Source organism: Roseateles sp. T103, from assembly GCF_057219915.1.
Genome location: NZ_JBXVVS010000002.1, coordinates 767,539 through 780,644, shown reverse-complemented (window position 1 = coordinate 780,644; position 13,106 = coordinate 767,539). Strand labels below are relative to the sequence as shown.

The window sequence follows — 13,106 nt, the reverse complement described above, 5'->3', positions numbered from 1 at the left end:
CCGGGCGGCGACAATCGCCGCCATCATGAAAAGCATCCGTCTTCGCGCCGGCAAGGAGCGTTCGCTGCAGCGCCGGCATCCCTGGATCTTCCAGGGCGCCATCGACAAGGGCCGCGCCGATCCCGGCGAAACCGTGCGCGTGGAATCGGCCGACGGCCAGTTCCTCTGCTGGGCCTCGTTCAGCCCCGAGTCGCAGATCCGCGCGCGGGCCTGGAGCTTCGACCAGGCCGAGCGCATTGACGCCGCCTTCTTCCAGCGCCGCATCGCCGCCGCGGTCGCGGTGCGCGCGCGGCTGCCGATTGCCTCGAACGCGGTGCGGCTGATCCATGGCGAATCCGACGGTCTGCCCGGCCTGGTGGTCGACCGCTACGACGATGTGCTCGTCGCGCAGTTCGGCACCGCCGGCATGGAGCGCTGGAAGGCGGTGATCGCCGATGCGCTGCTGGCCGCGACGGGGCTGACCAAGCTCTATGAACGCAGCGACGCCAGCGTGCGCGCCCTTGAGGGCCTGCCCGAGATCCGCGGCTGGCTGCGCGGCAGCGGCGCCACCGAACTGGTGATCCGCGAGCACGAGTGGCAGCTGAGCCTGGACGTGGCCGAGGGCCACAAGACCGGCTACTACCTGGACCAGCGCGACAACCGCAAGCGCTTCGCCGACGTGGTGCGCCACTACGGGGCCAAGCGGGTGCTGAACTGTTTCAGCTACACGGGAGGCTTCTCGGTGGCCGCGCTGGCCGGCGGCGCCGACGAGGTGATCAGCGTCGACTCCTCGGGCCCGGCGCTGGAGCGCGCCAAGCACCACGTCGCGCTCAACGGCTTCGATGCCGCGCGCCACACCGCGCTGGACGCCGACGTGAACCAGACGCTGCGCCGCTGCCTGCAGGAAGGCCAGAGCTTCGACGCCATCGTGCTGGACCCGCCCAAGTTCGCGCCCACCGCGGCGCACGCCGAGCGCGCCGCGCGCGCCTACAAGGACATCAACCGCCTGGGCCTGAAGCTGCTGGCGCCCGGCGGGCTGCTGTTCACCTTCTCCTGCTCAGGCGGCATTGCGCCGGACCTGTTCCACAAGATCGTCGCCGGCGCGGGCCTGGACGCGGGCGTGGACGGCTACATCCTCGAGCGTGTCGGCGCCGCGCCCGACCATCCGCAGACGATCAACTTCCCCGAGGGCGAGTACCTGAAGGGGCTGCTGATCCTCAAGCGCGGCTGAGGCCTCGCGCGCCGCTCAGCCGGCAGCGCCGGCATGACCGGCTTTGGGCAAGGCCAGCCGCGGATCGAACTTCACCCGCTGCAGGCTGAAGAAGCTCTTCACGTTACGCACATTCGCCTGCTGCGTGAAGAGGCGCTGAACCAGCGCGTTATAGGCCGGCATGTCGGCCACCTGAACGACCAGCACGAAGTCCGGCCCCGGCGAGACGCGCCAGCACTGCTGCACCGCCGGGTCGTCCACCACGGCTTGCTCGAAGGCCTGCAGATGCTCGGCACCTTGGCGGTCCAGCGTGATCTCGACGATGGCCGAGAGCCCGGCGCCCAGCTTGGCCGGCGACAGCAGGGCCACACGGCGCTCAATGATGCCGCCGTCCACCAGGCGCTTCACCCGCCGCAGGCAGGTGGCCGGCGAGACATGGGCGCGCTGCGCCAGATCCTGGTTGGACAGCGAAGCGTCCTGCTGCAGCAGGTCGAGGATGCGCAGGTCGGTGGCATCCAATCCGGGGGGTGATGAACTAATCATTCACAAAATACGGATTCATGAAATTTAATTGGGTAATTTATCACGCATGGCATTGAATTTCATTTGCTAAAGAATTTTGAAAGCATTCACCTTGTCGGCCTGCCTACGATCGCTCCCGCCTCGCACGGCTCGGACATCTGCCTGAAGCCGGCGTGGCAACACCGTCAGTCCGTCCAGCAAGGGAGCTCGCTATGTGTGGCATCGTCGGCGCCGTCAGTCAGCGCAACATCGTTCCGGTCCTGATCGAGGGTCTGAAGCGGCTCGAGTACCGCGGCTATGACTCCTGCGGCGTGGCGGTGCACCAGGGCGGCGAGCTCAAGCGCGCACGCAGCACCTCGCGCGTGGCCGAGCTCGATGCGCTGGCCAAGGAAGACGGCATCGCGTCCGGCACCGGCATCGCCCACACCCGCTGGGCCACGCATGGCGCACCGGCGGTGCACAACGCGCATCCGCACTTCTCGCATGGCCCGAACGCGACGAGCGCCACGGCCGGCCGGATCGCGCTGGTGCACAACGGCATCATCGAGAACCACGACGAGCTGCGCGCCGAGCTCAAGGGCCGCGGCTACGAGTTCCTCAGCCAGACCGACACCGAGGTCATCGCCCACCTGATCGACCACCACTACCACGGCGATCTGCTGGAAGCCGTGCAGGCCGCGCTGGGCCGGCTCCGGGGTGCTTATGCGATCGCGGTGTTCTGCCGCGACGAACCGCACCGCGTGGTCGGCGCGCGCGAAGGCTCGCCGCTGGTGCTGGGCGTGGGCACCGAACCAGGCCAGGGCGAGCATTTCCTCGCCTCCGACGCAATGGCACTGGCCGGCGTGACCGACCAGATCGTCTATCTGGAAGAAGGCGATGTGGTGGACCTGCAGATGGGCCGCTACTGGATCACGCATCTGGACGCCGCCGGCAGCGGCCGCTACTCGCCGGTGGAGCGCCCGGTGCGCACGGTGCACGCGCACAGCGGCGCGGCCGAGCTTGGCCCCTATCGCCACTACATGCAGAAGGAAATCTTCGAGCAGCCCACGGCGATCGCGAACACGCTGGAGTCCATCACCAGCATCACGCCCGAGCTCTTCGGCGACGGCGCCTATCGCATCTTCAAGGACGTGGATTCGGTGCTGATCCTGGCCTGCGGCACCAGCTACTACTCGGGCTCCACCGCCAAGTACTGGCTGGAGAGCATCGCCAAGATCCCCACCAGTGTGGAGATCGCCAGCGAGTACCGCTACCGCGACAGCGTGCCGAACCCGCGCACCCTGGTCGTCACCATCAGCCAGAGCGGCGAGACGGCCGACACGCTGGCCGCGTTGAAGCATGCGCGCGCCCAGGGCATGCTGCACACGCTGACGGTCTGCAACGTCTCCACCAGCGCGATGGTGCGCGAGTGCGAACTGGCCTACATCACCCGTGCCGGCGCCGAGATCGGCGTGGCCTCGACCAAGGCCTTCACCACGCAACTGGTCGGCCTGTTCCTGCTCACGCTGGCGCTGGCGCAGACGCGCGGCCACCTGAGCGAAGCGCAAGAAGCCGAGCACCTGAAGGCGCTGCGCCACCTGCCGGTGGCCGTGCAAGCGGTGCTGGCACTGGAGCCGCAGGTGATCGCCTGGAGCGAAGAGTTCGCCCGCAAGGAAAACGCACTGTTCCTCGGCCGCGGCCTGCACTACCCGATTGCGCTGGAAGGCGCGCTGAAGCTCAAGGAAATCTCTTACATCCACGCCGAGGCCTATCCGGCCGGCGAGCTCAAGCACGGCCCGCTGGCGCTGGTCACCGCCGAGATGCCGGTGGTGACGGTGGCACCCAACGACGCGCTGCTGGAGAAGCTCAAGAGCAACATGCAGGAAGTGCGCGCCCGCGGCGGCCAGCTCTACGTCTTCGCCGACAGCGACACGCAGATCGAGAGCGAGCAAGGCCTGCACGTGATCCGCATGCCCGAGCACTACGGCGCGCTGAGCCCCATCCTGCACGTGGTGCCGCTGCAGCTGCTGGCCTATCACACGGCCTGTGCACGTGGGACGGATGTCGACAAGCCGCGCAACCTGGCAAAGAGCGTAACGGTTGAGTGACGCGTCTTCGAGTCGTTGCTCGAGAGGAGCAAGTCCGTCGGTGCAGCCTCAGTGTCGGTTGAACTCTGCCAGTTGCCGCGGCGAGTCGCATTCTGTCGCGCCTGCGAGTGCAGTCGGAATGGTGCGGCTGGGCGGGTTCAGGTAGCTGGGAATCCGGCGACGGCTCGGTAGCGTCTTCGGCCAGCGATTGATTGAGCCGTCATTCGTCAGCCGCAGGCTCGTTCTCCGTGTGCCGCTCAGGCTCCGTGGTCTTGACGATTTCTCTCAGTACGGACGTGGCGTAGTTCCCGGCGGGCAAGGAGAAGTTGAGCGCCAGTTGATCGGCTTTCGGCCATTCCCATGACATCTCAGCCGGGCTCGCCACCAGGGCGCGGCGCTCCTGATCCAGGCCGGCGTGTTCCATGCCGTCGCACAAGGTGGCATGACGTGTAGCCACGTCGTTCTCGAGGGCTTGCGCTTGATCGGTGGTGGCTACGCGGCCCCGTCCCCAGAGCGGTCCGGTGGGTCGGCCCGCCTCGTCCAGCACATCGCCGGGCAGGGTCTTGCTCCAGAGTCCCTGCTGGATTCGCTGTGCCAGCACTTCATTGAAGACGAAGGAGCGCACCGCCGACAGGTAGATGCTCTTCTTCTTCGGGTTGCGTACGCGGATTTCGCGGGTCAGCATGGCCAGGCCCAGCGTCACATTGCCGCCATCAAAGCCGAAGCGCTGAGCCCCGAAGTAGTTGGGCACGCCCTGAGCCGCAATGGCTTTGAGATTGGCCTCGATGGCGTCGCGGTCGCCGCTCACGCCACGCAGCACGATGCGGAAGCGGTTTCCCTGCAGATCACCGGGGCGCAGCTTCTTCACATGGCGGCTCTGGTGCAGCACCTTGTACTCCGGGTGCTGAAGCTGGGTCAGGTCGGGCGTTTCGCCCTTCGGTAGATAGATGCTGAACCATTGACGCGTGACGGCGTAGCGGTCTTTGAGTCCGGCATAGCCCACGTCCCTTTCCTGCACGCCGGCAGCCTCGGCCAGCTGCTGGGCGACGAAGGCGGTGTTGGCACCGTTCTTCTCGACCTCCAGCCAGATGTGTTCGCCTTCTCCGGAGGGTAGCTGCAGCGGCAGTTCGGTGACGATGAAATCCTCGTTGAGGAGTTTCAGGGTGGCGCAGGCGCCGCTGGACGGATAGGCGTTGGGCCACGGCGGCAAGGTCGTGTATTGAGAAGCGACGGTCATGAGCGGTCTGACGGCTCCAGCTGTAGATGGGGCAGGCTGTCTGGCCGACCCCGGGGCAGACCAGGCAGTGATTCTCTCCCCGCTCGCATGCCTGGGCGAGCATCAGCCGATGCGGCAGCGACGGGAGTTGCGGCGCGCTATGGCGAGCGGCCTTGGGCCGGCGCGGGCGAAAAGCCGCATCCGCAGGGATCGGTCGATCGAGGGCCACGGCCTCGGTCGGCAGCGACGCCGTCGGCGCCGCGCTGTCACGAGGTCGCTCGACCGAGGCCAGCCGGCGCGTCACCCGTCTGGCACGGAGTCTCCCTAGCGCTGACGGCAAGCTGATCCGTGCTGGCAGCCGATCTTTTGCAAACCTATTGTTCAAAAAGCAGGCCGGTGCTGTGCTTAGAAACCGGTGCAGACTAGTGAATTCCCTTGGTTACATGCGATTTCTGCTGCATTCTCTGGACAGGCAATACATTCCGCTTGTTCAATTCGATCGGCTGATGCGATGCCAGAGCTGTTCGATCGACGAGCGCCCTTCGCGCAATGGCAGGCACCGGTTGACCCGATCGGCGCCGGCAGGTGCTCACAAGGGATCGGTACGGGACAACTGCGCCGATCTGGCGTGACTGATGAATGACCGAAGGCACACGTAACAGGCAGCTACTCGCGTCGAGATGCGGCCAGGCGCCCAGGGGCGCTCGGAATTGCCTCGGCCGAGGCGCATCGCAATGAGACCCAGGCGAGCAGACAACAAACATGGAGACATCACAGTGAAATTCCTGCCCAGAGCCAATCACCGCGTCCTTGCCCTCACCGCTGCTGTCGGTGCTGCGCTGCCTGTCCTGGCGCAGCAACCCGGCGAGTCGCAGGCGGAGAAGGAGCAACTTGAGACCGTGGTCGTCACGGTCCAGAAGCGCAGCGAGTCGCTTTCCAAAACACCCGTGGCGGTCTCGTCGTTCTCCGGCAAACAGCGCGAGGAGACCGGGGTGCTGACCGTTGCGGACCTCACCAATGTCACGCCAGGCCTCTCGTACAGCACCTCGCAGGACAAGGTCTACATCAGAGGCGTGGGCAGGCAGACCAATACGGTGGGCACCGATCCAGGCGTGGCCGTCTACACCGACGGCTTCTACGCGCCATCCACCGTGTCCGCGGCTGGTTCGCCGCTGTTCATCGAGCGCGTCGAGATCATGCGCGGCCCGCAGGGCACGCTGTACGGCCGCAACTCCATTGGTGGTGCGGTGAACGTCATCGCCAGTCCGGCGACCAAGAAGCCCTATGCCGAGTTCCGCGGCTCGCTCGACAACTTTGGCCGCAAGGAGGCCCGCGCCTCGGTATCCGGCCCGCTGACCGAGTCCATCCAGGCGCGCTTCAACGCCGAGCGCATCAAGCAGACCGACGGCTACTACCAGAACATCGCCGGCGGTCCGGATGAGGGCGGTGTCGTCAACAACAGCTATGTCGAAGGCATCCTGCAGGGGCAGTTCGAAGACTTCGACTTCTTCCTTCGCTATGGCCGACTGGAACGGGACGAGCGCGGTCGCTACAGCGCGACGCTTGGCAATTACGACACCACCTCGCCGACCATTCCGCTGGGCATGAACCCGACCTTCGGTTCGACGGTTGCGAACCCAGCGAACAACGACATCCGCAAGTTCAACGCCAACACGCCGACCAGCACCAAGCTCAAGGACCACCAGCTCCTGGTGGCCAACGCGACGGTCTACTTCGACGGCTTCGACCTGAAGTACGTGGGCGGCTACCACCAGTACGTCTTCGACCAGATCCAGGACTACGACAACAGCGCGGTGGTCTCCTACCAGTACCGCCCCAACGGCGCGAGCGTGCCGATGACCATGGGTGTCGACTACAGGCGCCGCTACATCGAAGACCGCAGTTATTTCAGCCACGAACTCAACCTGGTTTCGACCAAGGCCGGGCCGCTGCGCTGGATCGGCGGACTGTTCTTCCTGCATGAAGACTTCAACCAGCCGGTCACCATCGACCAGCCTTCGGCACCGGAGGTCGCGGCCCCGTTCTACGCAAGCCCGTTCCGGCCCGCACCGGCGAACCCCGACCGGCTGCTCTATGACAGCCAGGCAAGACAGAAGAGCGACAGCTACGCGGTCTTCGGTCAGGTGGACTACGACATCACCAAGACCTTGCGCGCGACGGCCGGGCTGCGCTGGAGCAAGGATGTCAAGAACGCCACCGAGTCGCTGCATGGCGTGATCTACAACCCGACGCTGGGGCCGGGCGTCGGCTTCTATTGCCAGGCGAATCAATGCACGGGCCTGGCCTACGACTATCGCAACGACTCTCGCAGCTTGTCCGGCAAGTGGTCGGCCGAGTCCGGCACGGCGGGCCTGCAATGGACGCCCGACCGCGAAAACATGGCCTACGCGAAGTACAGCCGCGGCTTCAAGTCCGGCGGCTTCAACATCGGCTCGATCGCGCCGGTGTCGCAGGTCGACTCCGAGACCGTCGATGCCTTCGAAGTCGGCTACAAGCGCGAGGTGGCGCGGACCTTCTGGGTCAACACCGCCGTGTTCGACTACAGCTACCGCAATATGCAGGTCCCGCTGCTGGTGCTGCCTGCCGGCTCCTCCAGTGCGCGTACCGATCTGATCAATCTCGACAAGGTTCGCTCGCAGGGCGTAGAGATCGAGGCGAACTGGCAAGCGGCGCAGGGTCTCAACCTGTTCGCCACCTATGCCTGGCTGGACACCAAGATCGTCAACGGCTGCTGCTATGTGAACCCGCTCGATCCGCAGGCATTGCTGCCCGGCGCGCGCCCCGTTGGCGCTGCCACCGGCGGCGCCCGAGCGCAGGATGTCTCGGGCAACACGCTGCCCGTCGCGGCCAAGCACAAGGTCTCGCTGACACCGGCCTACCGCTTTGCAGCCTTCGGCGGCCAGATGCTCGTCGCCGGCACCTATGCCTGGCGCAGCGCGATCAAGGCCGGCATCTTCGAGGACGGCATCGCAAGGGCGCCCTCGTTCGGCCAGCTGGATGGACGCATCAGCTTCACCAATGGTTCAGGCAAGGTCACCGTCGCTGCCTTCGCCCGCAACATGCTTGACAAGCTCGGCTACGAGGCAGTCGGCGCCGCCGCGACGGCAGCCGGCGTGGCGACCACCTACTCGCTCACGCCGCCACGCACCTACGGCCTCGAGCTCCAGGTGAGGTACTGATGGCAGCAGCCTTCTCCGAGAGCGCCGGGAGGCAGCCCGGCCGACTGGGTGCGGGGCGCAAGCTGGCGGTAGGTGCAGGCGATTTCGGCCTGAACATCTACTGGCAGATCGCCTCGCTGTACCTGCTGTACTTCTACACCGATGTGCTGCAGATCCCGCCGGCCACGGCCGGTGCGATCTACATGCTCGCACTTGTGTGGGATGCCGCCCTGGACCCGCTGGTCGGACTGCTGGCCGACCGCACGCGTTCGCGGTCAGGGCGCTACCGGCCCTATCTGCTGATCGGTGCACCGCTGCTGGCCGTGAGCTTCGTCGCCATGTTCCTGCTGTCCACCTGGGCCATGTCGTGGAGCATGTCGCTCACCGTGCTGCTGCACTTCGCGTTCCGCGGCCTTTACGCTGTGGTCGCCGTTCCCTACGCATCGCTGAGTGCGCGCATCACGACGGACTCAAACGAGCGCGGCGACATCGCCGCCTTCCGCATGATCGGCGCTACGGCCGCGGCCGTGGTGGTGGCGATGGCCACGCTGCCGATCGCTGCTCATTTCGGCCACGGGCGTGAAGGCTGGGGGGGCGTGGCGGTGCTCTATGGAGCGCTCGCGACAGCGATGCTGCTGCTCTGCGCTTTCGGCGTTACCGGTCTGGATGCCGCCACGGCCGACGAACCCTCCGGCCCGACGCTGCGCGAGAAGCTGCGCACGACGGCGCTGAACGGCCCGCTGCTGATCGTGCTGGCCGGTGTGGCGGTCAGCTCGATGACGCAGACCATCTTCCAGAAGAACCTCGTCTACTACTTCAAGTACGTGGTCGGCGATGCGCGCCTGGTCGGCTGGGCGTTCGGCTTGTACGCGATCGTCGTCGCCATCTGCGTGCCGCTGTGGACCTTTGCGGCGCGACGCTATGGCAAGCGCGAGGTCTGGATCGCCGGCATCGTGCCCACGGTGCTCGGCCTGCTGCTCTGGAAGGCTGCCGATGGCCACGGCCTGCTGGCGCTGCATGCTGCGCTGGCGGTGATGAGCATAGGCACTGCGGCCTATGTCGTCTCCTTCTGGTCCATGCTGCCGGACACCGTGGAATACGGCCAGTGGAAGACGGGCATCCGCTCCGAGTCCTTCGCCTTCGGCCTGGTCATGTTGGGCCAGAAAGCGGCGCTAGGCCTGGCTGCCGGCGCCCTAGGCATGCTGCTAGCGCAGGCCGGCTACACAGGCAGCGGCGCACAGTCGGCGCAGACGCTGGAGGCGATCAAGAACATGATGTTCTGGATTCCGCTGGGCGGCGCTTTGGTGACGGGCGCACTGGTCTTCTTCTACCCCATCTCGCCGCGAGCGCATCGCCAGATGCTGCACGACATCCAGCAACGCTCGTCGGGAGCGACAACAACATGAAGCCGTTTGTTCTACTCGTCGCCGCAGTCCTGACGGCCGGCGTTGCCACTGCAGATGCAGCCGATCCCTTGGCGCCACGCGTGCGCGTCGCCCAGGGCGAACTGGAAGGAACGGTGGACGCGGGCATCAGGGTGTTCAAGAACATTCCCTACGCGGTCCCGCCGCTAGGCGAGCGTCGGTGGCGACCGCCAGTTCCGGCGCAGGGCTGGGACGGCATCCGCTCAGCCCGGTCGTACGGCCCCTCGTGCCCGCAGCTGCCGTTCCCGGGCGATATGCAGCCGCTCGAACCCGGCATGAGCGAGGACTGCCTGACGCTCAATGTCTGGACGCCACCGGGCAAAGGACCGCACCCGGTGATGGTCTGGATCCACGGCGGCGGCTTCCTCAACGGCGGCGCCGCGACGGCCACGACCGACGGCCGCGCCCTGGCCCGGCAGGGTGTCGTCGTCGTCACGTTCAACTACCGGCTCGGCCGGCTCGGTTTCTTCGCCCATCCGGCGCTGACGGCCGAGGCTCCGCAGGCGCCGCTGGGCAACTACGGTCTGATGGACCAGATCGAAGCGCTGCGCTGGGTGCGCAACAACATCAGCGCCTTCGATGGCGATCCGTCCAATGTGACGGTCTTCGGCGAATCGGCGGGGGGCGGCTCTGCTGCAGGCATTCTCAACCACCCGACAGCGCGCGGGCTGTTCGCCAAGCTGATCGTGCAGTCCGGCGGTGGACGCAGCACTCCGGTCCGGATGCGTGGCGCATCGTTCGACGGTGGCCCGTCGATGGAGGAGATCGGCAGCGGCTTTGCCAAGTCGCTCGGCATCGAAGGCTCGGACGCCACAGCCGCCGCGCAGCTGCGCGCCTTGTCGGTCGAGCAGGTCGTCGGCGGCGTCAACATGATGAACAACGGCGACCGCAGGCGCACGATCAACTGGATGATCGATGGCAACTTCGCTACCGAGGACTTCATCAGCGCAATGATGCGCGGCCGTCAGGCACCGGTACCCGTGATGGTGGGTGCCAACAGCGACGAGCTGGGGGCCATGTCGAACATCGATGGCATCGCCAACTACGCGGTGCTGCAGTTCCGCGACGATGGTCCCGCACTGCGCAAGGCCTACACCGCCGGCGGCAAGGACGAGCTGCGCCTGCTGCCCTCCGACGCCGTCTTCGTCGAGCCGGCCCGCTTCATGGCCAAGCTGGTCACGGCGGGCGGCCAGCCGGCCTACCACTACCGGTTCGGCTATGTGGCCGAGAGCCAGCGCAGTCGTCTGCGCGGGGCCAGGCACGCGTCCGAGATCGCCTACGTCTTCAACAACCCCGAGACCATCGCCGGCGTGACCGATGCGGATCGCCAGGTGGCGCGCGCAACCAGCGCGGCCTGGGCGTGTTTCGCGAAGACGGGACGTCCCGGCTGTGCAGGCTGGGACTGGCCCGAGTACGGCTCGAAGCGCGCGACGCTGGTGATCGACGCCGAAGGCGCTCGTGTCGAGCACGACCTCGACAGGGAGCGTCTGGACCTGATCGAACAGCACTACCAGACGCAGATCTGGAACCGACTGGCGCCATGACCTCACGACAGCAGCTCTTCTCGATCCGCGTGGAAGGAACGCACCTGCTCGATGGCGCAGGGCGCGACATCATCCTGCGCGGCGTCAATCTCGGCGCCGACGCCAAGCTGCCGTTCCCGGATGGCGGCACCCACATCCCCACCGACTTCTCGGACCATCGCGAGGTCTCCTTCATCGGCCGACCTTTTCCGCTGGCCGAGGCAGCGGCGCACTTCGCGCGCATCTCGCGCTGGGGCTTCAACTGCGTGCGCCTGCTCACGACCTGGGAAGCGGTGGAGCACGCCGGCCCCGGTCGCTACGACGATGAGTACCTCGACTATTTCTGCGCCGTCGTCGAGGCAGCCGGGCGACACGGCATCCGCGTCTTCATCGACTTTCATCAGGATGTCTGGAGCCGCATGTCCGGCGGTGCGGGCGCACCGGGGTGGACGCTGGAGAGGGTCGGGCTGGACTTCACGCGCTTCCCGGCTGCGCAGGCCGCGCTGGTGATGCAGGCAGCGATGGACTTCGACAATCCGAACCCCCATCAGGCCAGCTATCCGAAGATGGCCTGGAGTTCGAACTACCTGGCGCCAGTCAGCGGCATCATGTGGACGCTGTTCTGGCTCGGCCGTCAGGTCACGCCCCAGTTCGAGATCGACGGCCAGAACGTGCAAGACTTCCTCCAGGGGCGCTACCTGGCCGCCGTCGACGAGATGGCGCGCCGCATGGCCAGGTATCCGCAGGTCATCGGCTTCGACTCGCTGAACGAGCCTGGCCTCGGCTGGGTCGGCACGCCGCTGTCGGCGCGCCTGCTGCCCGGCGCGTCGCAGCGCATGCGTCCGCTCAAGCCGGGCCCGGCTTGGTCGCCGCTGGAAAGCCTGGCGCTGGCACAGGGGCTGCCGATCACCTTGCCGCAGATCGAGCGCGACCCGCAGACGCTGGCGCTGTCGCTGGGGCCGGATGTCGTCCTGAATGCCGAACGGGTTCGCATCTGGCAGCAGGACCGGCCTTGCCCGTTCGAAGCCGCAGGCATCTACGCGCTGCAGGACGGTCGCGCGATCGCAAGGTGCGAGCACGCCTTCGCGCACATCGACGGTCGGCCCATCGAGCCATCGAGCGACATCTTCGCGCCCTTCTTCCACCGCGTCGCAAGCACGGTACGGCGCCATCGCAAGGACTGGCTGCTCTTCGCCGAGATGGACCCCTATGCGCTCGCGCTGGGTCGCTACTTTCCCCAGGACATGCCTCAGGCCAGCGTGAACGCGAGTCATTGGTACGACACGCAGCTGCTCTACACCAAGCGCTTTGACCGCAACGACAGCACGCGGCTGGAGCGCTACCGCGCCCAGCTGGGCGGCATGCGCGCAGTGTCCGAAGCCGTCGGCCTGCCGACGCTGATCGGCGAGTTCGGCACGCCCTACGACCTGGATGATGCGCATGCCTACGAACTCTGGGCTCAGGGGCGCCGCGACGACGAGGTCTGGGCCGAGCAGGAGGCCGCGCTCGGCGCCATGTACGGCGTGCTGGACGAGCTGCGCATCCACAGCATGCAGTGGAACTACACCGCATCCAACCGCAACGACGCCTGGATCGGCGACGGCTGGAACCAGGAAGACCTCTCGATCTACTCGACGGACCAGGGCGAGCGTCATGACGGCGCAAGAGCGCGGCGCGGCTTCGACCGCCCCTATGTGCGCGCCGCCCAGGGCCGTCTGCGCGAGGTCTCGTTCCTGCCGGGCAAGCGCAGGTTCGAGGCCTTGATCGCGGCCGATGCCTCCATCGACGCGCCCACCGAGATCCATCTGCCCGAGTGGCTGCAGTCCGAGCGCATGGAGATCGACTGCAGCGGTGCGCCTGCGCGCCTGGTGCATGCGCCCCAGCAACGCCTGCTCAGCATCACTGCCGAGGAAGACGGCGAGCTGCGCATCGTCATTTACTTCTGAGCGGGCCGGTTCGGCTCCATCGCAGGCACCACCGGCAAGGC

At 66.6% G+C, this 13,106-nt stretch carries 8 protein-coding genes; 6 read left to right on the top strand and 2 right to left on the bottom strand.

From position 1 onward, the window contains the following. The first annotated feature begins 25 nt into the window (after positions 1 to 25). Positions 26 to 1,210, top strand: coding sequence for a class I SAM-dependent rRNA methyltransferase (locus AC2EBS_RS09945; RefSeq protein WP_484728232.1), 1,185 nt, complete (start codon positions 26 to 28; stop codon positions 1,208 to 1,210). A gap of 15 nt (positions 1,211 to 1,225) precedes the next feature. Here AC2EBS_RS09945 and AC2EBS_RS09940 read toward each other — a convergent pair whose 3' ends face one another. Beyond that, positions 1,226 to 1,732 (bottom strand): Lrp/AsnC family transcriptional regulator, encoded by a 507-nt coding sequence (locus tag AC2EBS_RS09940; RefSeq protein WP_484728231.1) that lies wholly within the window; start codon positions 1,730 to 1,732, stop codon positions 1,226 to 1,228. A gap of 191 nt (positions 1,733 to 1,923) precedes the next feature. Here AC2EBS_RS09940 and glmS point away from each other — a divergent pair, with 191 nt between their 5' ends. Beyond that, positions 1,924 to 3,798, top strand: coding sequence for a glutamine--fructose-6-phosphate transaminase (isomerizing) (glmS, locus tag AC2EBS_RS09935; RefSeq protein ID WP_484728230.1), 1,875 nt, complete (start codon positions 1,924 to 1,926; stop codon positions 3,796 to 3,798). A gap of 199 nt (positions 3,799 to 3,997) precedes the next feature. Here glmS and truD read toward each other — a convergent pair whose 3' ends face one another. Further along, positions 3,998 to 5,014 (bottom strand): tRNA pseudouridine(13) synthase TruD, encoded by a 1,017-nt coding sequence (truD, locus tag AC2EBS_RS09930; RefSeq protein WP_484728229.1) that lies wholly within the window; start codon positions 5,012 to 5,014, stop codon positions 3,998 to 4,000. A 755-nt stretch (positions 5,015 to 5,769) separates the two neighbouring features. On the opposite strand from truD, the gene AC2EBS_RS09925 reads away from it, so the two are divergent. From AC2EBS_RS09925 to AC2EBS_RS09910, 4 genes are read left to right on the top strand one after another with little or no spacing between them, the layout of a single operon-like run. Beyond that, on the top strand, positions 5,770 to 8,193 hold the full coding sequence (locus tag AC2EBS_RS09925; protein WP_484728228.1) for a TonB-dependent receptor: 2,424 nt from the start codon (positions 5,770 to 5,772) through the stop codon (positions 8,191 to 8,193). After that, a complete protein-coding gene (locus AC2EBS_RS09920; RefSeq protein ID WP_484728227.1) occupies positions 8,193 to 9,578 on the top strand; it encodes an MFS transporter in 1,386 nt (461 codons plus the stop codon). Before AC2EBS_RS09925 ends, AC2EBS_RS09920 begins: the two co-directional genes overlap by 1 nt. Next, positions 9,575 to 11,140 carry a carboxylesterase/lipase family protein gene (locus tag AC2EBS_RS09915; protein WP_484728226.1) on the top strand — a complete coding sequence of 522 codons (1,566 nt, stop codon included), beginning with the start codon at positions 9,575 to 9,577 and terminating at the stop codon, positions 11,138 to 11,140. The genes AC2EBS_RS09920 and AC2EBS_RS09915 overlap by 4 nt, the downstream gene beginning before the upstream one ends. Then, positions 11,137 to 13,065, top strand: coding sequence for a cellulase family glycosylhydrolase (locus AC2EBS_RS09910; RefSeq protein ID WP_484728225.1), 1,929 nt, complete (start codon positions 11,137 to 11,139; stop codon positions 13,063 to 13,065). Before AC2EBS_RS09915 ends, AC2EBS_RS09910 begins: the two co-directional genes overlap by 4 nt. Positions 13,066 to 13,106 lie beyond the last annotated feature (41 nt).

Excerpts from the sequence above, each read along its gene's own strand:
- AC2EBS_RS09945 (WP_484728232.1), top strand. The coding sequence starts at position 26 with ATGAAAAGCATCCGTCTTCGCGCCGGCAAGGAGCGTTCGCTGCAGCGC.
- AC2EBS_RS09915 (WP_484728226.1), top strand. The coding sequence starts at position 9,575 with ATGAAGCCGTTTGTTCTACTCGTCGCCGCAGTCCTGACGGCCGGCGTT.
- glmS (WP_484728230.1), top strand. The coding sequence starts at position 1,924 with ATGTGTGGCATCGTCGGCGCCGTCAGTCAGCGCAACATCGTTCCGGTC.
- AC2EBS_RS09920 (WP_484728227.1), top strand. The coding sequence starts at position 8,193 with ATGGCAGCAGCCTTCTCCGAGAGCGCCGGGAGGCAGCCCGGCCGACTG.
- truD (WP_484728229.1), bottom strand. The coding sequence starts at position 5,014 with ATGACCGTCGCTTCTCAATACACGACCTTGCCGCCGTGGCCCAACGCC.
- AC2EBS_RS09910 (WP_484728225.1), top strand. The coding sequence starts at position 11,137 with ATGACCTCACGACAGCAGCTCTTCTCGATCCGCGTGGAAGGAACGCAC.
- AC2EBS_RS09940 (WP_484728231.1), bottom strand. The coding sequence starts at position 1,732 with ATGATTAGTTCATCACCCCCCGGATTGGATGCCACCGACCTGCGCATC.